The 21,322-nt window shown below is 67.7% G+C and carries 21 protein-coding genes; 8 read left to right on the forward strand and 13 right to left on the reverse strand.

Annotation, left to right across the window (positions count from 1 at the left end):
* Positions 1 to 95: 95 nt before the first annotated feature.
* From J2S53_RS00320 to J2S53_RS00340, 5 genes are all read right to left on the reverse strand, one after another.
* Positions 96 to 329 carry a hypothetical protein gene (locus J2S53_RS00320; RefSeq protein ID WP_456239260.1) on the reverse strand — a complete coding sequence of 78 codons (234 nt, stop codon included), beginning with the start codon at positions 327 to 329 and terminating at the stop codon, positions 96 to 98.
* A gap of 12 nt (positions 330 to 341) precedes the next feature.
* Positions 342 to 617 (reverse strand): ArsR/SmtB family transcription factor, encoded by a 276-nt coding sequence (locus tag J2S53_RS00325; RefSeq protein ID WP_207227181.1) that lies wholly within the window; start codon positions 615 to 617, stop codon positions 342 to 344.
* A 112-nt stretch (positions 618 to 729) separates the two neighbouring features.
* Positions 730 to 1,527, reverse strand: coding sequence for a sensor domain-containing protein (locus J2S53_RS00330; RefSeq protein WP_456239261.1), 798 nt, complete (start codon positions 1,525 to 1,527; stop codon positions 730 to 732).
* Positions 1,528 to 2,294: 767 nt separating this feature from the next.
* Positions 2,295 to 3,473 (reverse strand): 4-hydroxybenzoate 3-monooxygenase, encoded by a 1,179-nt coding sequence (pobA, locus tag J2S53_RS00335; protein WP_130466728.1) that lies wholly within the window; start codon positions 3,471 to 3,473, stop codon positions 2,295 to 2,297.
* Between the two features lie 445 nt (positions 3,474 to 3,918).
* Positions 3,919 to 4,746, reverse strand: a complete 828-nt coding sequence (locus J2S53_RS00340) for an LLM class F420-dependent oxidoreductase (RefSeq protein ID WP_456239262.1) — start codon at positions 4,744 to 4,746, stop codon at positions 3,919 to 3,921.
* A 329-nt stretch (positions 4,747 to 5,075) separates the two neighbouring features.
* On the opposite strand from J2S53_RS00340, the gene J2S53_RS00345 reads away from it, so the two are divergent.
* The 5 genes from J2S53_RS00345 to J2S53_RS00365 all read left to right on the forward strand — a co-directional run bounded on the left by J2S53_RS00345 (position 5,076) and on the right by J2S53_RS00365 (position 9,960).
* A complete protein-coding gene (locus J2S53_RS00345) occupies positions 5,076 to 5,567 on the forward strand; it encodes a SigE family RNA polymerase sigma factor (protein ID WP_456239263.1) in 492 nt (163 codons plus the stop codon).
* Complete coding sequence (locus J2S53_RS00350; RefSeq protein WP_456239264.1) at positions 5,564 to 6,607, forward strand: hypothetical protein; 1,044 nt, start codon at positions 5,564 to 5,566, stop codon at positions 6,605 to 6,607. The genes J2S53_RS00345 and J2S53_RS00350 overlap by 4 nt, the downstream gene beginning before the upstream one ends.
* Positions 6,608 to 6,811: 204 nt before the next feature.
* Positions 6,812 to 7,462, forward strand: coding sequence for a hypothetical protein (locus J2S53_RS00355; protein ID WP_456239265.1), 651 nt, complete (start codon positions 6,812 to 6,814; stop codon positions 7,460 to 7,462).
* 181 nt (positions 7,463 to 7,643) lie between these two features.
* Positions 7,644 to 9,107: a dihydrolipoyl dehydrogenase family protein gene (locus J2S53_RS00360; RefSeq protein ID WP_456239266.1), complete on the forward strand. Its 1,464-nt coding sequence runs from the start codon at positions 7,644 to 7,646 to the stop codon at positions 9,105 to 9,107.
* A gap of 349 nt (positions 9,108 to 9,456) precedes the next feature.
* Positions 9,457 to 9,960, forward strand: coding sequence for a DUF3145 domain-containing protein (locus J2S53_RS00365; RefSeq protein WP_456239267.1), 504 nt, complete (start codon positions 9,457 to 9,459; stop codon positions 9,958 to 9,960).
* 44 nt (positions 9,961 to 10,004) lie between these two features.
* Here the strand turns inward: J2S53_RS00365 and J2S53_RS00370 are convergent, their stop codons facing one another.
* Entirely contained in the window at positions 10,005 to 10,673 is a 669-nt protein-coding gene (locus J2S53_RS00370; protein ID WP_456239268.1) for an ABC transporter ATP-binding protein, read from the reverse strand.
* Positions 10,670 to 11,758: an ABC transporter permease gene (locus J2S53_RS00375; protein ID WP_456239269.1), complete on the reverse strand. Its 1,089-nt coding sequence runs from the start codon at positions 11,756 to 11,758 to the stop codon at positions 10,670 to 10,672. Before J2S53_RS00375 ends, J2S53_RS00370 begins: the two co-directional genes overlap by 4 nt.
* Before the next feature lie 287 nt (positions 11,759 to 12,045).
* Between J2S53_RS00375 and J2S53_RS00380 the strand changes: the two genes are divergently transcribed.
* From J2S53_RS00380 to J2S53_RS00390, 3 genes are all read left to right on the forward strand, one after another.
* The gene (locus tag J2S53_RS00380; protein ID WP_456239270.1) at positions 12,046 to 13,269 is read left to right on the forward strand and encodes a sensor histidine kinase; all 1,224 of its coding nucleotides are present in this window, start codon (positions 12,046 to 12,048) and stop codon (positions 13,267 to 13,269) included.
* The gene (locus J2S53_RS00385; protein WP_456239271.1) at positions 13,266 to 13,904 is read left to right on the forward strand and encodes a response regulator; all 639 of its coding nucleotides are present in this window, start codon (positions 13,266 to 13,268) and stop codon (positions 13,902 to 13,904) included. Before J2S53_RS00380 ends, J2S53_RS00385 begins: the two co-directional genes overlap by 4 nt.
* A 170-nt stretch (positions 13,905 to 14,074) precedes the next feature.
* Complete coding sequence (locus J2S53_RS00390; RefSeq protein WP_456239272.1) at positions 14,075 to 14,677, forward strand: hypothetical protein; 603 nt, start codon at positions 14,075 to 14,077, stop codon at positions 14,675 to 14,677.
* Positions 14,678 to 14,788: 111 nt separating this feature from the next.
* Here J2S53_RS00390 and J2S53_RS00395 read toward each other — a convergent pair whose 3' ends face one another.
* From J2S53_RS00395 to J2S53_RS00420, 6 genes are all read right to left on the reverse strand, one after another.
* The gene (locus tag J2S53_RS00395) at positions 14,789 to 16,228 is read right to left on the reverse strand and encodes an acyl-CoA carboxylase subunit beta (RefSeq protein WP_456239273.1); all 1,440 of its coding nucleotides are present in this window, start codon (positions 16,226 to 16,228) and stop codon (positions 14,789 to 14,791) included.
* A gap of 109 nt (positions 16,229 to 16,337) precedes the next feature.
* A complete protein-coding gene (locus J2S53_RS00400; protein ID WP_456239274.1) occupies positions 16,338 to 17,585 on the reverse strand; it encodes a beta-ketoacyl-[acyl-carrier-protein] synthase family protein in 1,248 nt (415 codons plus the stop codon).
* Positions 17,582 to 17,821, reverse strand: coding sequence for an acyl carrier protein (locus J2S53_RS00405; RefSeq protein ID WP_092630548.1), 240 nt, complete (start codon positions 17,819 to 17,821; stop codon positions 17,582 to 17,584). The genes J2S53_RS00400 and J2S53_RS00405 overlap by 4 nt, the downstream gene beginning before the upstream one ends.
* Before the next feature lie 70 nt (positions 17,822 to 17,891).
* The gene (locus J2S53_RS00410) at positions 17,892 to 18,875 is read right to left on the reverse strand and encodes a beta-ketoacyl-ACP synthase III (RefSeq protein WP_092975341.1); all 984 of its coding nucleotides are present in this window, start codon (positions 18,873 to 18,875) and stop codon (positions 17,892 to 17,894) included.
* Positions 18,872 to 19,819: an ACP S-malonyltransferase gene (locus tag J2S53_RS00415; protein ID WP_456239275.1), complete on the reverse strand. Its 948-nt coding sequence runs from the start codon at positions 19,817 to 19,819 to the stop codon at positions 18,872 to 18,874. Before J2S53_RS00415 ends, J2S53_RS00410 begins: the two co-directional genes overlap by 4 nt.
* Positions 19,820 to 20,029: 210 nt before the next feature.
* Positions 20,030 to 21,259: a PucR family transcriptional regulator gene (locus J2S53_RS00420; RefSeq protein ID WP_456239276.1), complete on the reverse strand. Its 1,230-nt coding sequence runs from the start codon at positions 21,257 to 21,259 to the stop codon at positions 20,030 to 20,032.
* Between the last annotated feature and the right edge of the window lie 63 nt (positions 21,260 to 21,322).

Here is a 21,322-nt window from a genome sequence, read left to right on the forward strand (position 1 = left end):
TTGCCACACTTCGATCCGTGATCGGAGCCCCTTCCGTTGTTTCGGTGATTTCGCGATTCGACGCGGGGAGCTCGGAGCGCTCGGCCGAAATCCGCTCAGTCGATGCTGCGCAGCATCCGCTCGATCTCCATGAGTCTGGAGTCGAGTTCCCTTAGCCGGTTCTCCACCGCCTCCTGGCGAGCCACTGCCTCCTCGGCGAGCTTGCGGTAGTTCGCCATGGCCACGGCGTCGGCCCGGTGTCGTTGCAGCCGGAAATAGGTGACGACTCCTGTCGTGAGTCCGCCGACGGCGATCAGCACGATCAGGATGGCAGTCACGGCGCCGCTCATGCTCCGATCCCTTCATTCGTCCTTGGTTTCCCGCTCGTCGGCGTCCAGAGCCGCTATGACGGTTTCCGGTGTCAGATGTAGCCCGAAGTCGACGAGTTCGAAATACTTCATGGCCTTGCCGTCGGGGGAGAGCTCCAGTCGGCCGCGCACCAGTCCCGCCTTCTCCAGCCGGTCGAGGTGCATGTACAGCAACGGCCGGGACAGCCCGAGATTGCGGGCGAGCTCGCTCACGTGTACCCGACCGTTGGAAAGCGCGGCGATGATGCGCAGCCGGTGGGAATGGCCCACCGCGGAAAGGAAGTTCAGCAGCTCCTCGCTGTTCAGATTTCACCCCCGCCGACGGTTTCTCGTCGGACCGATTTTCCCGTTGCTTCGCGGGTACTCCGAACGGGGATGTCGTTCATCGGTTCTCGAGACCACCGCGGCTTCCGGCTTCCGAAGGTATCCCGCCGTGGAGCGGACCGGGTTCGTCCAATGCCCGCCTGGCGGTCTCCAGCGGATCGGTGGGTGGCCCCAGCAGCGAGCGCACCACTCTGCCGTGCGCCCCGGCGACAGCCACTACCAGGTGTGCGAGGACGAAGGCCAGGACCAGGAACAACGCGGCCGCGAGCAGGGCGGTGGGCAGATCCCCTATCCACAGTCCGAACGAGCCGTCGCCGAAGGCGAAACTCGTGGTGTCGGGCGCCTCCGGTCGGTAGCCGATCATCACTCCGTGGCCACCGTTCTGCGGAATCGCCCAGAACCACAGTGGAACCGTCACCATTCCGACGACGGACAACCAGAGTGCCACGACCGCGGTGTCCAGTATCAGCAACGGCACGTACATCAGGATCAGGTAGCCGCAGGCGCGAAGAGTGGCCGGATCCGACCACCTCGTTCGGAGCTGTGCCATGATTCCACGGCCGTGAACCGTGCGGTGAACGGCCGGCACGAAATCCGTCACCAGCAGTGCGCGCCATCGTTCGATCGCCGCGCAACCCCGGATCAGCACCGCCGCTGCTACCAGCAGCGGGAGTCCCACCCACACGATGCTCAGGGCCGCGGCGACCAACACGCTCGTCATTACCAGGCTGAACAACAGGGTGCCGACCACGGAGTAGCTCAACAGGTAGAGCGTCGCCGCCCAAGGCCGTCCGGACAACAGCAGTGGCCGCCATCTCCGCCCGCCGCTTTCTCGATGCTCCCGTGAATCGGTCATGAAAAGCTCCCGGAACTCCGATCGAAGGTTCAGCCGGTCTCGGTTCGTTCCCGCGGCCCCAGTCCTGGACTTCGTTCCGCACTCCTCGGCGGCTGGAACTTTTTGCCAGGTGTAAGAAAATACTGACAGGCGAAGGATGTGACTGTCAAAGGTCGCGGTGGGGATAAGATCGAAACGGGGGGAGCGGTGTGAACACGCCGCGAGTGTCGTGCGTTACATACCCGATGGTCGGCATCGTTTCGGGATGCTGTACCGATTCAACCGAGAACGGTTTCCGTCCCGGCGACCGATATCGCTCCTGCCACGCGGACGTCGTCGATCGACAGCGGTGGCCCGGGTGCGGCAGGAAGCGGTGAGGGGGAAAGCCCGTGCGAAGCACGGTGTGTCGAGCGGAGTGGTCCGAGGCGCGTAGGCCACCGGCGGTGCACCCGTGTCCAGTGTCGGGCGGGATGTCGTCGGGCACGCGGCTTCACGGGGCGACGCGGTACTCGCCTCCCCGGGATCGGGGTGGCGCGAAATCGAGTTCCTTACCGGGAGCTTCGTGGTCGTGAACCGTGTGGAGGTGTGTCGGGAGCAGGAGCTATGTCACCGATGTGTCCGACGTGCGGTGGTCCCACCATCCCGCCGCAAGGGGGCGGACCACCCGAATGTCCGAAGTGCGGGTAGTGGTGCGTGGTCGCGGGACCGATGAAGCCGCTCGGTCGGGCGTTTCCGCCGAGCGGTGACCGCGGCCCGGCGTCGGGTGGCCGCGGTCGTCGCCGTGGCCGTCAGACCGAGGCAAGCCCCACGTAGTTCTCCGCCAGCGTGGTGGCCGCGGCTTTCGAGGTCCGCAGATAGTCGAACTGCGAGCGTTGCAGCCGCCGGTCGAAGGCCGAGTCCGGCCCGTCGAACCGGTGGGTCATCGAGGTCATCCACCAGGAGAAGTGCTGCACGCGCCACACGCGCCGCAGGCAGTCCTCGGAGTAGGTGTCGAGCCCGGTGGTGCCGTTGCCGCTGTAGAAGTCGGTCATGGCCCGCGCCAGCCGGGCCACGTCGGCCACGGCGAGGTTCAGTCCCTTCGCGCCGGTCGGGGGTACGATGTGTGCCGAGTCGCCCGCCAGGAACAGCCTGCCGTAGTTCATCGGCTCTGTGACGAAACTGCGCAACGCGCTGATGCTCTTGTCGATGATGGGGCCTTCCCGCAGTTCCCAGCCGGGCGCTCCCAGCCTGTTCTGCAGTTCGGCCCAGATCCGCTCGTCGGACCAGTTCTCGATCGAATCGTCGGGATCGCACTGCAGGTACATCCTGCTCAGCTCCGGTGAACGCAGGCTCTGCAGGGCGAATCCGTTGACGTGGTTGGAGTAGATCAGTTCCTCGCTGGAGGGCGCGACTTCCGCGAGGATCCCGAGCCAACCGAACGGGTAGACACGCTCGTAGTCGGTACGGACCGTGCGCGGAATCGTGTTCCGGGAGACGCCGTGGAAACCGTCGCAACCGACCACGAAGTCACACCGGATCTCGTGGTTCGTCCCGTCGTTCGCCGTGAACCGCACGAGCGGCCGCTCGGTGTCGGGCCCCTCGATCGAGACGTCCGAGACCTCGTAGTGGACCTGGCCCCCGTCACGCTCACGCCGATCAGCCAGATCCTTGACGACCTCCTGCTGACCGTAGACGGTGATGCTCCGCCCATCGGTGAGTTCGGACAGCGGAATACGCAACCGTTCCCCGTCGAACTGCACGTTCACTCCGTGGTGCGGATGGCCCTGCCGGTCCAGCCGTTCGGCCACATCCGCTTCCCGCAGTACGTCGACGGTGCCCTGTTCCAGTACTCCCGCACGCACCCGTTGCTGTACGTATTCGCGGCTGCGCCGCTCCAACACGATCGATTCGATTCCCTGTAGGTGCAACAGATGAGACAGCAGCATGCCCGCTGGACCCGCTCCCACGATCGCGACCTGGGTACGCATTCCAACCTCCCCTTCTAGGCTGCGTTCGATTCAGCCTCTCAGCCCGGTTGGTGAATTGAGGCAGCGGGCTTCCGTCCAGTGGAAGTGCGGGTGGCGTGAGCTCGTTACGTCGTACCGTGTTCGATCGGTGGCTTTTCGTCGTGCCGCCTGTCGTCGTTCAATTCGTCGTAACTCGCCGATGACCGCCCTTCGGGTTCGACCGAGGTGGTTAGTGTCCACTGTGCTGCGAGGATGCTTTTGTTCACGGCAGAGTCGAAAATTGTGCGGACTGCGGCGAGTGCCGGTTCGTGCGGGCGGTGTGACGTGTACGGACGTTCGGTAAACGAGGTTTAGTCTCGTTGAGGTTTTTGTTCGGAATTCATCGGAGCGTTGGGGCATGCCGAACCGTGCTCCGCGTCCGAGTCCGGTGGATCGGAGCGGGCCGGTTCGGCGTGCTCGGACACCGCTACCGCTGTGATTTCCTGGCCGATTCGGCGAACTGGTCCAGGTAACGCAACGTAGTGTCACGGGGCTCGGTGGGAAGGTAGAACAGGATCCGGTCCACGCCCGCGTGGGCGTGTTGTTCGATCGCCGCGGGATCGTCGGGCGCCGAGTACAGCGTCACCGGAACCCGCCATCCCGCGCGTTCGCGGACGTGCTCGATCTGTTTCGCCAGGTTCTCGGCTCCCGATCGGGGGAGCCAGCCACCGCCGTACTCGGCGACGCGTTCGACCGAACGTTCGCTCTCCCCGCCGACGTAGATGGGGGGATGCGGTGACTGGACCGGTTTCGGCCGGAAGTACGAGGACTCGATGTCCACGTGATCGCCGTGGAACTCAGCCTCCTCCTGTGTCCACAGCGCCCTGATGGCGCGGATGCGTTCGTCCATCAGCGCACCACGGTGAGCCGGATCGGTGCCGTGATTGCGCATCTCCTCGCGGTTCCAACCGGCCCCCACACCCAGGATCGCCCTGCCTCCCGAGACGCGGTCCAGGCTGGCCGTCTCCTTGGCGGTGTGGATCGGGTCGCGCTGGATCATCAGCGCGATTCCGGTTCCCAACAGCAGGTGCCTGGTGTTCACGGCGGCGGCGGTGAGGCACACGAACGGATCCAGGGTCCGGTAGTAGTGCCTCGGCAGGTCACCGCCGCCGGGATAGGGCGTTTTCCTGCTCGTGGGGATGTGGCTGTGCTCGGCGAGGAACAGTGCGTCGAAACCACGCAGTTCGGCGGCCTCACCAAGCTCCGCCGGGTCTATTCCTTCGTCCGTGACGAATGTGGAGATACCGAACTTCATACGATTCACCGGGCGCCCGGACCGCGCCCTTCTCCCAACTAGAGGTCGTGCCGGATGACGATGGGCATCCGTGGATATACCTCACATCACCTGTCGTCGGGTGGAAACACTGACAACTGTCGGACAGTATTCCCCGAACGGGTAAGATCACAGTGTCACTCCGACGTGGTGTCGGGTTCGCCGTTTTTCGAGTGTGGTAGAGGGCGTCGTGGTGATCGGTCGAAAGGCTTTACGCGCGGTTGAACCCGCACGGCGTACTCGCGTGTCGTTCCTTTCGACGTCCTTCGGTCGAGGTCGCCCCCGCCGCACGGTCGAACGGGCCGCTCCACATGGATGACTCGACCGCCGAACTGGCCGATCTCTACCACGAGCACTACTCCGGACTGCTGCGTATGGCCGTGCTGCTCGTCGATGACGGATCGGCCGCGGAGGACGTGGTGCAGGACGCGTTCATGCGTGTGTTCGACTCCCGCGCTCGGCTGCGCGACCGGGACAAGGCGTTGGCCTTCCTGCGTCGGACGGTGCTCAACAAGTCCCGTTCGCTGCTGCGCAGGCGGCAGGTGTCGCGGAAGTATCAGCACCGACTGGTACAACGTGAGTCCGGACCGGACGAGAGCGTGCACGGTGTCGACCGCACGGTGCTGGCCGACGCGATCGCCCGACTGCCTCCCAGACAGCGGGAAGCGGTGGTGCTGCGTTACTACGCCGACTTCAGTGAGGCCTACACCGCGAAGATAATGAAAGTGACCCCGGGCGCGGTCAAGGCCTACTGTTCCCGAGGGGTCTCGCGATTGTCGAGTTTGCTGAGGGAGCGCGTGTGACGGAGTCGGACACCGCAGCCCCAGACGGGAGTTCCGACGAGCAGCTGGTGCGTAATGGGCTGCACGCGCTCGTCGCCGATGTGGAACCGTCCGCCACGGCCCTGCCGCGTGTACTGGCCGGACGTCGCAGGCGTTCCGGAGTGCGGACGGTCCTCGGGGTTACCGGAGCGGTTGCCGCCACCACCGCCGCGTTGTTGTTGACACTCGTGTTCGTCGTCGACCGGAGTCCCCCGACGGTACCGACCGGCACGGCCCCGGACAGCTACGTCACTCAGCTCGCCGACGGAACCCTCGTTTCCGTGATGCTGGAAACCGGTGAGGTGCACCACGAGTTCGGCAGACCGGACATCGACGTCACGGCGCTGGCCAGGGGCGAGGAGCACGTCTACGCGGCCACTGCCGACGGCGGGGTGTCGCGGCTGGGCCCGGACGGCACGGTTCGGCGGATGCGTGGGGTGGTTCCTGGCGACGAGGTGACCGCCATCGACGCTGCCGACGGCAGGCTCGTGGTGGCGAGCGGAAATCGGGTCTCGCTGGTTTCGGGGAACACCACCCGGCGGATCACGTTGCCGACCGGCCTGGTGGTGCGGGATCTGGCACTCGACCGGTCGGGACGCCTGGCGCTCGTCGTGCGCGATCGGGCGAGCAGCGAGCCGCCGACGCTGCGGGTGATTCCCGCGGGTGGCGACAGCGCCGCTCGGCTCGACACCTTCGAAGTGGGGTGCGGACCGCTCCGGACGGCGTGGACGTCGACCGGACTCGCCGTACTTCGGCCCGACGAGTGTGCCGTGACCGAGGCCGTCCGCATCACCACGATCGACCCGACGACGGGCAGTCGGATCGGTGGTGGAGTCCACTTCAGGCTCGATCATCCGATCGATGCCACCGAGGACGTACGCCTCTCCACGGACGCCGCTGATCGGATGTTGGTGTCGACCACTACCGGGAACATGTGGTTGGTCGACGGTACGGGAGTCGATTCCGTCACCGGGCGCTGTGCTTCGCACCGGGACTGTGCCCCGATTCCCTCGGTGATGTGACCGGTCGGGGCGCGGATCAGCTCGGGGGTGAGCGCGGCTGGTCGTGCCGGTGCACCCCGGCATGCTCGGCCGGACCAGGAGACTGCCGTTCCGATTACCCAACGCGTTCGGGACACGCCGCCGATCGGGCAATGGACCCGACGCCCCGCGGGCGGTGACGATCAGCGTGGTGCAGCGAATTCGATCGGCGGAGGTGTCACCCTCGTGCGGGCGCACTGGTGGGAAGTACTCAGGTTGTGCAGTGTCGTGGGCAGCAGACCGTACTGGCAATGTCTGGCCGCGTTCGTGGTCTCGGTGTGGACGTTGTGTTGGATCGGTGGACAGTTCGTGGCGCCGGAGGCCGCTCCCTCGGCCGTGGAGGTGTGGCGTGGTCTGTTGGAGCGGATCGGTGTTCCGGACGTCGCCTGGAGTGGCCGGGTGGTACGGGCCTGGGAGAGCGCCGGGGTGGTACTCGCGGTATTCGGCGGACTGCTGTGGGCGGCCACCACCGAGCGTGGCCAGATGCCCGCGTTGTTGGGGTGGATCGCTGTCATGCTGGGATCGCAGCGGCTGGGGTACCAGCCCTCCGTGATCATCGCGGTGGGTGCTATGGCCGGCTTCGTGTTCGTGCTGTGGGCGGTCTCGCTCGCCAACGGTCGGTTCGTGGATCGCTATCCGCGGTTGCTGCCTGCCGACGTGTTCCGCGCCGGAGTCACGGCGGCCACGTTGTCCGCGGTCGTGCCGCTCTACGCGCCCGCTGTCGTGGTCTTCCGGTTGTTCCACCCCTACCTGACCCGAACCCCTCGGATACTGACCACCGAGTACGACAGCGGCCACACTCCCGGTGTCGGTGGGTGGAGCAGGGTGTCCCGTTGAGGGCCGACGGGCGGCAACGATCGGTCCGTGATGGGGCGAGAACCGGTTGTCGTCCCGCTCCGAACCCTCTCGGTGGTTCCGCTCCGGCAGCCGGGGCGGAACCGGTCGGAGGCGCCCGCGACAGACCGGCCGGACGGCTTTCCGGTTGCCGTTGTCCTCGTGATGTATTGCCCTGACCAGTATGGCTGCTACAGGTGCCGAGTCCGGTGAGGCCGTTGCCGAGTCCGGTGGATACGAGTACGACGTCGTGGTCGTGGGTGGCGGTCCCGCCGGGGAGAACGTGGCGGGCCGGGTCGCCGCGGGTGGCCTCTCGGTGGCTCTCGTGGAGCGGGAACGGGTCGGCGGGGAGTGCTCCTTCTGGGCCTGCATGCCCAGCAAGGCACTGCTGCGTTCCGGCCACGCCGTGACCGCCGCTCGTCGGGTGGACGGGGCCCGGCAGGCCGTCACGGGTGATATCGATGTTTCCGGCACCCTGCGCAGGCGCGATTCGTTCGTCGATCAGTGGGACGACCGGAGACAGGTCGACTGGGTCCACGACGCCGGGGTGGCCCTGTTCCGTGGTTCGGCGTGGCTCGCGGGCAGCAGGGAGGTCATGGTGCGCGATCCGGACGGTACGACCCTTTCGCTCTACGCGGGCAACGCGGTCGTGCTCGCGACCGGGAGCGTGCCCGTCCGTCCTCCGATTCCCGGTCTCGACCAGGTCGACTTCTGGGATTCGCGTGCTGCCACCTCCGCCGAGCGAGCTCCGGAGAGCCTGGCCGTGCTGGGGGCCGGAGTGGTGGGGGTGGAACTCGCGCAGGCCTGGGCCCGGTTGGGAACGCACGTGCGGATGATCGAGAGCGGTCCCCGTCCGCTGCCTTCGGCCCCGGATTTCGCCGGGGACCTGCTGGAGGCGGCGCTGCGTGCCGACGGGGTGCGGCTGTACTCCGACGCCGTGGTCAACGGGGTGTCGAGTACGGAGGGGAGTGTGACGCTGGAACTCGCCGACGGTACCGAGGTCTCGGCCGAGCGGTTGTTGGTCGCCACCGGTCGTCGCGCCGCCACCGGGCATCTCGGGCTGGAGTCGGTGGGGATCCACGAGGAAGGCGCCGTGGACGTCAACGAACACGGCGAGGTCAGGGGGGTTTCCGGGGGGTGGCTCTACGCCGCGGGTGACGTCACCGGGCAGGCCCAGCTCACGCACCAGGCCAAGTACGCGGCGCGGGTGGTCGCGGACGTCGTCGTCGCCAGAGCCACGGGCAGACACGTCACCACCGATGCGTTCGGTCGTTACATGACCTCGGCCAACAGGCACGCCGTCCCCACCGTGATCTTCACCGATCCCGAGGTGGCCCAGATCGGCTACAGCCCGGAGCGGGCCGAACAGGACGGTCACCGGGTACGCACCGTCGAACTGGACATGGCCTCGGCCGGTGCGGAACTCCGTGCCGACGGTTATCGGGGCAGGGCTCGATTCGTGATCGACGAACGAGACCAGGTGCTGTTGGGCGCCGTGTTCGTCGGCCAGGACGTCGCCGAGCTGCTGCACGCGGCGACGATCGCGATCGTCGGGGAGGTTCCGCTCGCACGACTGCGGCACGCGGTACCGGCGTTTCCCACCCTCAGCGAGGTCTGGCTGCGGCTGCTGGAGAGCTACGGGCTCTGAACCGTACCGCCCCGAGCGGACCGTGGGAGTCCGCCCGGGCAGCGACATTTAGCACGAGTGTCCCCTTTCGAGTGGTATCACCTTTCGGTGGCAGTCCGGGGCATCCTCGGCTACGCCGGTTCCGAGACGTGGGGTCGAAACCGTGTTGATGCCTTCCGAACTGCGATTTCGACTCCGTCCGGTGGGACGGTCCATCCAGGAAGGTCCACTGCGGACGAACCTCCGCGAGGGAAGGTACCTCTAGGCGAAGCGTGCGTAAGCCCGTCGTTTGTGATCGACTGACGGAGTCGTACTTCGCTTCGAGGTCGTGGCGGAAGAACGTCCCTCGTGGCACAAGCGGAGGGCAGCAGTGAGCACGTGTGACCATACAAGCGGTGTTGTCTACATCCACTCGTCACCCGGGGCGGTCTGCCCGCACGTCGAGTGGGCGATCGCGAGCGTGCTCGATACCCATCACGGGTTCCGCTGGACCGCCCAGCCCGCCGCTCCCGGACAGCTTCGCGCCGAGCACATCTGGTACGCCGAGCCCGGAACCGCCGCACGGTTGGCCGGGGCGTTGTGCACCTGGCCGATACTGCGTTTCGAAATCACCGAGGATCCCAGCCCCGGAGCGGACGGCGAACGGTTCTGCCACGTCCCGGAGCTGGGGCTGTGGCGGGCCCGAACCGGTGCGAACGGCGACATCGTGGTCGCCGAGGACCAACTGCGCACCCTGGTCGCCGACTGTCAGGACGTGGACAGCATGCGACATCGTGTGACCGAGCTGTTGGGGACCAACTGGGACGAGGCGTTGGAGCCGTATCGGGGGGCGGGTGAGGGGCCGCCCGTCGAGTGGTTGCACAGTGTCGGCTGACGCCGTCGCGTCCCCCGGTTCCACGCGCCCGGGCACGAAACTCCTTACCCCGACAGTTTTCCGTCGTGTATCGCCACGGTCCGGTCCGCGTGCGCCAGGTGCTGGGTGTCGTGCGTGACCAGCACGGTGGCGACACGGTACTGCCGGGTCACGTCCCGGAGCAGTTCCACGATTCGCGCGCCGCGCTCCTGATCCAGGGCGGCGGTCGGCTCGTCCACCAGCAGCACCTCGGGACGGGCCGTCAACGCCCGTGCGATGTTGACCCGTTGTCGCTCCCCTCCGGAGAGCCTGTTCGGCCTGCGGTGCTGCTTCCCCGACAGCCCCACCGTGGCCAGCAGCTGAACCGCCTTGTCCCTTGCCTTCCGCGCGGAACGTCCCCGCATGTGCTCGGTGACCTGCAGCTGTTCGACCGCCGTCAGCGATGCCACGAGGTTGTGCTGTTGGAACACGATTCCGATCCGGTTCAGCCGCAGCCTGCTCAGCGCCGCACCGTTCAAACCGGTGACATCCGTTTCGCCCACGTGGACCGAACCCGCCGTGGGCCGGACGAGACCCGCCGCCACGGCGAGCAGGCTCGACTTGCCCGAGCCCGAAGGCCCGGTCACCGCCAGCAGTTCGCCGGGATCGACCCGCAACGAGACCTCGTCCAGCGCGTGCACCGTTCGTTCTCCGTCGGGATAGGTCAGCCCGATCCCGTGCAGCCTCAGACTCATCGTCCAGCTCCCAACGCTGTCAGCGGTTCCACGGAAGTTATGCGGCGTACTGCCAGCGCCGCTCCGACCATGCCGAGCGCGATCATCACCAGCACCGGAACCAGCGTCGTGCGCGCGGTCAGTTCGAACGGCACCACCTCGCCCGCCGCGCTGCCCAGCGCGACGCCCGCCGCTCCGCCGAGACCGGCCCCGGCCAGCAGCACGATCAACGACTGGGCCAGCGCGTCGCGCAGCAGGTACCCGGTGGAACCGCCGAGCGCCTTGAGCACCGCGACGTCACCGCTGCGCTGAATCGTCCACACGGTCAGGAACGCGCCGATCACCAGTGCCGAGATGGCGTACAGCAGCAGCTGCATCGTCAGCAGCGAGCCGTTCTCGGACGAGAACGATCCGACTGCTTCCAGGCTGTCCCCGACGGTCGCCGAGAGCGTGTTCGCGGTCGAATCGGCCTCGGACAGCCGTGCGTCCGGTTCCGCCTCCACGCTCAGGACCGTGGCGAGGGGCGTTTCCGCTCCCGCGCTCCGCGCGGTACGCAGCTCCCGCCAAGTGTCCAATGTGGTCCAAATTACCGGGGTGTGGCTGTAGAACTCGTCCGAGGTGATCGCCCTCACCGGCAGATCACCCGCGGCGGTGGACAGTCGGTCACCGGTGTGCAACCGCTGTTCCTCGGCGAGGGAACGGCTGATCACCACGGCCGAGTCGGATGTTCCTGTCGGTGCGGAGGGCGCGTCCGGTGGCAGCCCGAACACGGTGGCGCTCGCCTCGGAGCCGTTCGGGGTTCCCATACGGGTGGTCGTTATTCCCAGCGGGCTCACTCGCCGCACGCCCGCCGTGTTCTCCCAGACAGCGCGTTGTCGCGGTGTCACGGTGCTGTCCGCGAAGGACTTCTCCGGTTGTTCGTCTCCCGCGCCACCGAACACCAGATGTGTGGCGGGGAGGTTTCTGACGGCCGATACCGACCGATCGGCCAGCCCCGAAGTGAGTCCGGAGAGCAGCACGATCAACAGGGTGATCAGCGCTACGACCGAACCCATCAGCGCGAATCGCCCCCTGGCGAAGCGGATGTCTCGGATGGCGACGAACACGGGTCACTTCTTTCCTGGTGGTTGTGTCTGAACCGCTCCCCGGCGCTCGGGTGCCGGGGACTGCCACCCACTCTCGCCGGCCCGCCTCGCGTCGCCATCGATATCGGGATCGATATCCGGGTGTCGTTCGGTCGAGGCGAAAGTCAATCGAACGATTGATGCCCCGGCCGGCCGGCCGTGTGGAGACTGGTTCCGGAAGTCCCCGGGCGGTTTCCGGGGCACACCCGAGCGGTGCTCCACCGCCCGCGAACCGGCAGGGCCGGGCACCGAACCGCTAAGCTGCCGGAGTGGGAGGGAACGAGTCGTTGACCGGGCACGACCCCAGTGACTCCGTGGTGCTGCGTGTACTTCGCACGGCGCTGCACGCGGGTTTCTACCTGCTTCTCGCGGTCGCCACCGCCCGGTTGTTCGCCACCGCCCAGCCTCGGGGCGCCATGATGTTCGCGCTGTTCGGGGTGCTCGCGCTGGCGGTGCTCTACGCCGTGGGAGCGCTACCTCGCCGCGTTGCCCACAACCGGCGGACCGCCCTGCTCTGGCTGGCTTGCGTGACGGCGCTCTGGGCCGCCCTGCTGGCTGTCAGCCCGGATTTCTCCTGGATCGCCTTCCCGCTGTTCTTCCTGCACATGCATCTGCTGCGCGGTCCGCACGCCGTTGTGGCCGTGGTCATCGTGACCGGGCTCGTGATCGCCACCCAGCTGGCACACGCCGACGAGTTCAGTGTCGCCATGGTCTTGGGACCGAGCCTGGGGGCCGGATTCGCGGTCCTCGTGGCCTGGGGATACGCGGCCGTCCACCGCGAGAGTCAGCAACGTCGTCTGCTTATCGAGGACCTGCGACGGACACGTTCCCAATTGGCCGTCTCCCAGCACGAAGCGGGCGTCGCCGCCGAGCGGGAACGTCTCGCGGGCGAGATCCACGACACGATCGCACAAGGACTTTCCAGCGTCGTGCTGCTGTTGCGCGCTGCCGAGGCCGCGTTGCCCGCCGGAGCCGACACCGCACGCGGTCATCTCGTGGAGGCTCGCGACACCGCTTCCGAGAATCTCGCCGAGGCGCGCGGACTGGTCAGCGAGCTAGGCCCGCCCGCGCTGAACGAAGCCGGACTCGCCGATGCGCTGCGCAGACTGTGCGAGCGCGTCGAGCGTGAGTCCGGACTGCGTTGCCGGTTGAGGCTCGACGGAACCGCTCTCGGCCTGCCTGCCGGCTACGAGGTGGCCCTGCTGCGCGCCGCTCAGGCGAGCCTGGCCAACGTGGTGCAGCATGCCGGGGCCGACTCGGCGACCGTCACGCTCGGATACCTGCGGACCGAGGTCACGCTGGACGTCTACGACGACGGTGCCGGTTTCGACCCGGCGTCTCCGCGTGCTCCGCGTCCGGACGGCAGCGGCTTCGGACTGCGATCGCTGCGTGAGCGGATCGAGCGGTTGGGCGGTGTGTTCGAACTGGAGAGCACCGGCAACGGAACCGTCGTGGCGATCAGGCTTCCGTTGCGCGAGGAGGTGAGCCGGTGAACGAGCCGCTGCGGTTGCTGCTGGTCGACGACCATCCCGTCGTCCGCCGCGGTCTTCGCGCCATGTTCGACGAACGTTCCGACATGCTGGTGGTGGCCGAAGCGGGCGACGGTCGTGCGGCGCTGGACGTGCTCGCGGACACCAGCGTGGACGTGGTGCTGATGGACCTGCGCATGGGGAGTGGCACGGACGGCGTCACCGCCACGGGGCGGATAACGGCCCTGCCCGAGCCGCCCGCGGTGCTGGTGCTCACCGTCTACGACACCGACGCCGACATCCTGGCCGCGGTGGAGGCCGGGGCGACCGGGTACATGCTCAAGGACTCCCCGCCGGAGCAGCTGGCCCAGGCGGTCCGTTCGGCGGCGCGGGGTGAGACCGCACTCGGTCCGAACGTCGCTGCCCGGCTGTTCGAGAGGATGCGCGGTGCCGAGGAGGCGTTGAGCCCACGCGAGGTGGAGATACTCCGGATGCTCGGACAGGGACTGTCCAACCGAGCGCTCTCCCGGGAGCTGTTCATCAGTGAGGCGACCGTCAAGACACACCTGGTGCACATCTTCGACAAGCTCGGGGTGGACAACCGCACCGCGGCGATCACCACCGCCATCCAGCGAGGCATCATCCGCCCCACCCCGTAACCGGACCTCCCGGGCCGAAGCGGCGCGGCGATTTCGCGAGAAATCGACACCGCCTCGGAGCCGCCCGGTGGTTCCGCTCGACGTTTCGTGGGCGGCTTCTCCGCACGGGAGGATCCCGCTGGTGTCGGTGTGGATCGAGCGGTGATTTCCCCGTATGGCACGCTCGTGGTGTGCCGTCGAAATCCGTGTCCTCCGAGCGAGGGCTGTTGCTGTGGGCGCTGCCGGTGACCGCGGTGGCCCTGGTCGGTGCGGTCGCCGCCGGTCTGTTCGCACGGAACGTCTACGGTGACGTGGCGCAACGTGTCGAATCGGCCCCCGAGAGTTCCGCGTCGCCCACTCCGGAGGGCGAGCCGCCCGGAACTCGAAGGGTCGCCCTGAGCGAGGGTGCCCGGCGGCATCCGGATGCCGAGGCCGTGCAGCAACTGCTGCAACGTCACTTCAACTCGATCAACAAGGACAAGTACTACCTGTGGCGCAGCACCGTGGTACGCGCCAAGCGGATCAACCAGCCCTATGAACAGTGGCAGGACGAGTACCACAGCACCGAGGACGGCACGGTCGTGATCCACCGGATCGTGCCGGGACCCGATGCCACGATGCGAGTGGTCATGTCCTTCATCAGTACGCAGGATCCCGCCGACGCGCCGAAGTCGATGCCCGCGGGGTGTCTGCGCTGGCGGGTCGTCTACCGAATCGTTCCCAGCTCGGAAGGATTACGGCTGGGACAGGGACTGCCGGACAGTTCGCTGTCGAAGCGCTGTGCCGAGAACTGACCCGCACCGTTCGCCGCTACCTCCCGAGGTGGGAAACCCGGAACGAGAGCCGGCGAGGTACCCCGCCGCGCGAGTAGCTCGACGACCCGACCGGAAAACTTCGGCGCGAACTCACAGCGGGATGTTGCCGTGGGTGCCGCGTCGCGGTTCGGCCTCGTCCAGCGCCTCGGCCAGCCGTGCTCGGGTGTCAACGGGATCGATCACCTCGTCGACCACCCCGATCGCCTTGGCACGGTCGACACCGCCCGAGACCCGCTGGTGCTCCTCGGCCAGCCGGTCCTGCAGCGCCTCCCGCTCCTCCTCGGGAGCGGCCGCGATCTCCTTGCGGTGCAGCACGCCCACCGCCGCACGGGCTCCCATCACCGCGATCTCGGCCTCCGGCCAGGCCAGCACGGTGCCCGCACCCAGCGAGCGGGCGTTCATGGCGATGTAGGCACCGCCGTAGGACTTGCGCATTATCAGGGTGACACTCGGAACGACCGCCTCGCCGAAGGCGTGCAGCAGCTTGGCGCCCCGGCGCACCACCCCGCCCCATTCCTGGTCCACGCCCGGCAGATAGCCGGGAACATCGACCAACACGACCAAGGGAACACCGAACGCGTCGCACATCCGCACGAAACGGGCCGCTTTCTCGGCGGACAGCGAGTCCAGGCAGCCGCCCTTGCGGATCGGGTTGTTGGCCAGTACGCCCACTGCCCGTCCACCGAGCCTGCCCAGGCCGGTGACCATGTTCGGTGCCCATTCGGCCTGCAGTTCCTCGAAGACGGCTCCCCCGGAGACGTCGGTGTCGAGAATTCGCCGGATCACCGGTTTGACGTCGTAGGCCCGCCGTGCCGTCTCGGGCAGCAGCGCCCCCGGATCCTCACCGCGGGCCTCGACGGCGCCGAGATCGAAATCGCCCTGGTCGGCCAGTAGACCGGTCACCCGACGGGCACGCTCGTAAGCGTCCGGCTCGTCCGAGGCGACCACGTGCACCACGCCCGACTTGGTGCCGTGGGCATCGACACCACCGAGCCCCTCCTGGTCGATCTGCTCACCGGTCACGCTGCGCACCACGTCCGGACCGGTGACGAAGACCCGTCCGGACGGCGCCATGATGACCACGTCCGTCAGCGCCGGACCGTAGGCCGCACCACCCGCCGCGGGCCCCAGCACCACCGATATCTGGGGCACGCGTCCCGAGGCCCGGATCATCGCCGCGAACACCTGGCCGACCGCGTCCAGTGCCTCGGCGCCCTCGGGCAGGCGCGCGCCACCCGAGTGCCACACACCCAGCACCGGGCATCCCTCGGCCACGGCGGTGTCGATCGCGGCGACGATGCGGGAACAACCCGCACTGCCCATCGCCCCACCCTTGACCGTTCCGTCGGTGCAGTAGGCGATGACGGGTGAGCCGCCGATACGGCCGCGCACCGCCAACACTCCGCTGTCGTCCCGCTCGTACAGCGCGACGATCGAATCGGTGTCCAGCAACTGCGACAACCGCAGCTCGGGGTCGCGGGGATCCCAGTCTGTCCCCGATGTTTCGGAATGAGACGCCACTGCTGTCACGGGATTCTCCGATGTCGAAAGTGGGGCGGTGTCAGGTTCGGGAATCGTCGTCACCCTGGTTGCCGGTGACGTGGTCGGTTGAGTGTCGGCCACCACGCTCGTGGCGGCCTCAACTCCTGGTGAATGCCAGTGCGACGTTGTGGCCACCGAACCCGAAGGAATCGTTGACCGCGGCCGTCGCGTTCGACTCGCGTGGTTCGCCCGAGATCACTTCGAGTTCGACCTTGGGGTCGGGGCTCTCCAGATTTCGGGTCGCCGGAACCACGCCGTGATACAGCGACAGGATCGTGACGATGCTCTCCACCGCGCCCGCTCCGCCGACGAGATGCCCCAGGGCACCCTTCGGGGCTGTCAGCACCACGTCGTCACCCAACGCCTTGCGGACGGCGGTGGCCTCACCCACATCGCCGACCACCGTGGATGTGGCGTGCGCGTTGACGTGTCCGATGTCCGTGGTCGACAGTCCGGCGGTTCCGATGGCGGTGTTGATCGCGTTGATCTGCCCGAGACCGTCGGGGTGACTGCCCGTGATGTGGTAGGCGTCGGCGGTGATGCCCGCCCCGGCCAGCCGTCCGTAGATCCTGGCACCGCGCGCCGCCGCGTGCTCGGCGCTCTCCAGCACCACGACGCCGGCACCCTCGCCCATGACGAAACCGTCCCGGTCGACGTCGAACGGGCGGGAGGCACGCTCCGGCTCGTCGTTGCGGGTGCTCAGCGTGCGCGACTGCGCGAAGCCCGCCACCGTGATCGGGTGGATGCACGCTTCCGCTCCGCCGGCGACGACCACGTCGGCCCGTCCGGAGCGGATCATGTCCATCCCGGTGGCCAGCCCCTCCGAGCCCGAGGCGCACGCCGCGGCCGGGGTGTGCACCCCCGCGCGTGCCCTGAGCTCCAGGCTCACGTGCGCCGCGGGCCCGTTGGGCATGAGCATCGGAACCGTCAGCGGTGAGACCTTGCGCAGCCCCTGCGACTTCAAGGTCTCGTGCTGATCCAGCAGGGTCATGGGACCGCCGATGCCGGTCCCGATGGCGACGCCGAGCCGCTCGGGATCGACGGGCTGATCCTCCTCGGAGGGCAGCTCGAAACCCGCGTCACTCCACGCCTGGTGCGCCGCGATCAGCGCGATCTGTTCGCAGCGGTCCATGCGCCGCAACCGGACCCGGGGCAGCACCTCGTTGGGCTCCACCGCCAGCGGAGCGGCGATCCGGCTGGGCAGCTCGTAGGTGTCCACCCAGTCGGCTTCGATCGTGCGGGTACCGCTGGCGCCGTTCAGCAAACCGTCCCAGGTGGACGCGACGTCCCCGCCGAGCGGAGTCGTCGCGCCCATCCCGGTGATCACAACGTCCTTGGTCGTCATGCGTTCTTGACGATGTAGTCAACCGCATCGCCCACGGTCTTGAGGTTGGCCAGTTCGTCGTCGGGGATCTTGACCCCGAACTTGTCCTCGGCCTGGACGGCGATCTCCACCATGGACAGCGAGTCGATGTCCAGGTCGTCGACGAAGGACTTCTCGACGGACACTTCCTCAGCGTCGACCCCTGCGACCTCTTCGACGATGCTCGCCAGGCCTGAAGTGATTTCCTCGTTCGTCACGTTCGTTTCCTTCCTGCTTCGATTCGCTCGACGTCGTCGGCCGGCGCGTGCCGACCGGTTCTTCGTCCGGTCACGGACAAATGATCACCTGGCCGCCGTAGGACAGTCCCGCCCCGAAGCCGACCAGTAGCAGCACGTCACCACTGTTGATCTCTCCTGTCGATCGCATGTGATCGATCGCAAGTGGGATCGAGGCGGCCGACGTGTTGCCGGAATGCACGATGTCACGAGCCACGACGAGATCGTCACGGGCTCCCTGTTGCCGCAGTTTCTTCGCCACGGCCTCGACGATTCGCAGGTTGGCCTGGTGCGCGACCAGGGCATCCACATCGGACAGCCGTAGTCCCGCCTGTTCCACCGCTCGTGCGGCCACCGGAGCCACCTCCGAGGTGGCCCAGCGGAAGACGGTCTGCCCCTCCTGGTAGATGTAGCGGTTCTCCCGCAGGTAGATGGTGTCGACCATGTCACCGGCACTACCCAGTGCGGCCGGGCCGATGGCCGGGTCCTCGGCCGGTCCCACGACCGCTGCGCCCGCGCCGTCGGCGAAGATGATGCAGTTGGCCCTGTCCTCCCAGTCCAGCCATTCCTGGAATCGTTCGGCGCCGATCACCAGCACGCGGCGCGCCGAACCACCACGGATGAAGTCGGAGGCGGTGCTGAGGGCGTAGCAGAATCCCGCACAGGCCGCGTTGAGATCGAACGCGCCGGGAGCCGTTATCCCGATCCGGTCGGCCACCTGGGCCGCGGCGTTCGGGATGGGGCCGGGCATGGTGCAGGTCGCGATGATGACCTGATCCACATCGGTGGGGGAGAGTCCCGCGTCGGCGACGGCCTTCGAACCCGCCTCAACCGCCATGCTCACTACCGTCTGGTCGTCCTCGCCGAGCCTGCGACTGACGATCCCCACCCGTTGCTGGATCCACTCGTCGTTGGTCTCCACATACTGGGTCAGGTCGTCGTTCGTGACGACCCGGTTGCCCTGCGCGCTGCCGAAGCCGAGGACCCGGGTGGCCGCGGGGCCACTGGTCTGGCGCAACGTCGAAGGTTTGCTCACGAATCGCTCCCGGAGTAGGCCCGGCCGTGTTCGGCCAGTACTTCCGCGACCTTGTCCAGGTCGGCGGGGGTTTTCAGTGACACCGTCTTGGTGCCCTTGAGGTCACGGCGAATCATGCCCGACAGGGTTCCCGCCGGCGGGAACTCGATCGTGGCGGTGACGCCGAGCTCGCCGAGAGTGGCCATGCAGGAGTCCCACCGCACCGGCCGAACGACCTGTTCGACCAGCCGGTGCAGGATCTCGTCCCCGTCGGTGACCGCGATGCCGTCGGCATTCGACAGCATCGCACGTCCGGCGTTCGATACGGAAAGCTTGTCCCCGTGCACCCGCAGCGCCTCCCGCGCGGGCGCCATGAACTCGGTGTGGAACGCACCGGCCACCGCCAGTGGTCGTACCCTGCTGTTCTCCGGCGGGTTCTCGGCCAGCTCCGCCAGCGCCCCTTCGCGGCCCGCGGCGACGATCTGGCCCGCGCCGTTGCGGTTGGCCGGCCGCAGTCCGAGCCGGTCCAGCCGGTCCAACACCTCGTCCTGATCGCCACCGAGAACCGCCGACATCGAGGTCGGCTCCGCGGCACAGGCGGCGGCCATTTCCCTGCCTCGTATCGCCGCCAACGACATCGCGTCCTCGAAGCTGAGCACGCCCGCGATGGCCGCGGCCGCGAGCTCGCCCACCGAGTGCCCGGCCACCGGTGCGTCGAGCGGCAGCTCGGGGTGGCGTCGCCACATCTCCTCCGCCGCGAGCAACGTGCTCGCCACCACGAGTGGTTGGGTGACAGCGGTGTCCTTGATTTCTTCGGCGTCGGCCGTGGTGCCGAGTCGTACGAGGTCGAGACCGGTGGCCTCGGACCACTCGGTCAGCCGTCGCTCGGTTCCGTCCAGTTCCAGCCACGGTTGGAGCATGCCGGGCGTCTGGGCGCCCTGGCCGGGGGCTAGCAGCGCGATCACACTCTTCACTGAACACGTCGCAGCCGGGGTGACGTGATGCTGACATCAACTAAGTCAATGTCGATTTTTTGTGGAAACCCTACAAAGGGGTATCCACCGATGGTGCTACCAGTCACGATACCCCTTGTTGATTGTGACCGGTGAGTGACAACCGGATCAACCGTGCGTTCCGCCCGGCGGCGAATGGCCCCGGTCCTGTCGCCGCGCGGCTCACCCCACCCCGCGCGACCTGACCAGCCTGCCCACCCCGAGCGCCACCCGGAGGGTGTGCGCCCCGCGCGGATTGGACGGGCTGCGCCCGGTCACCTCGGATATCCGGCGCAACCGGTAGCGAACCGTGTTGGGGTGCACGTACAGCTTCCGCGCGCAGCTCTCCAGCACACCTCCCACCTCCAGGTAGGTGTCCAGCGTTTCCAGCAGCGTGCCGCCCGCCTCGTTCAGCGGTGACACGATCGTTTCCACCAACAGCCGTTCCGCCTCCGGGTCACCCGCCAGCACCCGCTCCGGAAGCAGATCCTCCGAAGCCACAGGTCGAGGTGCCTCCGGCCAGGCGACCACGGCACGCAGCCCCGACATGGCGTCCTCCGCCGACCTGTGCGCCTCGGCCAGACTGGGTACGGTCGGCCCGACCACCACCGGGCCCTCCTCGAAAGCCTCGGCGATGGTGCTCGCCGGATCCCGCACGGCGCGTCCGTCCGATGCCTCGCCGAACACCACCACCAGCCTGCTGCCCTGCACGACGAGCAGTACCGACCTGCCCGCGCGGGCGGCTCTGCTGCGTACCTGGTAGACGATCGTCGGCGGATCGTCCGACGGCGCGCTACCGACCATCACCGTGGCCTCCGAGGACGGTTCCCAGCCCAGCGCCGCGGCGCGGGAGAGCAGCGACTCCTCCGTGTCGCCCCGGACGATCCCGTCCACCACCAGCGCTTCCAGCCGCGCGTCCCAGGCGCCGCGGGCTTCCGCCGCGGCCGCGTAGGAGGTCGCGGCGGCGAACGCGATCTCCCGGGTGTAGCGCAGGATCGACTCCGTGAGCAGGATCCGTTCCCGCTCGTCCTCGGCCAGGTCGGGCAGCTGTTGTTCGAAGACGTCGATGGCGGTGCGCACCATCTCCAGCGTCTGGCGCAGGCTGATCCACCGGGACAGATCCCTTGGGGCCGCCCGGAACGCCTCGGCGGTGAGCCTGATGGACTCGGAAGGGTCCTGCAGCCAGGAGACGAAGTTGGACACCCCGGTCTGGGTCACCAGCAGTATGTTGGAGCGCTGATCGGCGGGAAGTCGGGAGAACCACGTCAGCCGATCCTCCATGGCGGTGATACTCGCGGTGGCCAGCCCCCCGGAGGCACGCTCCAGCTTGCGCAGGGTCCTGCCCGACAATTCGGTGCGTTCGGTCCTCGACACGTTCGTATCGTGGGTTTCCGGTTCACTGCCACCCGCCATGTCGCCAGCTTCGCACACCGCTCGGTTCGCACGACGTGCTCAGGCGGGCCGTTCCCGGGGCGG

The sequence above is a fragment of the Actinopolyspora lacussalsi genome, assembly GCA_030803735.1.
Classification (GTDB): domain Bacteria; phylum Actinomycetota; class Actinomycetes; order Mycobacteriales; family Pseudonocardiaceae; genus Actinopolyspora; species Actinopolyspora lacussalsi.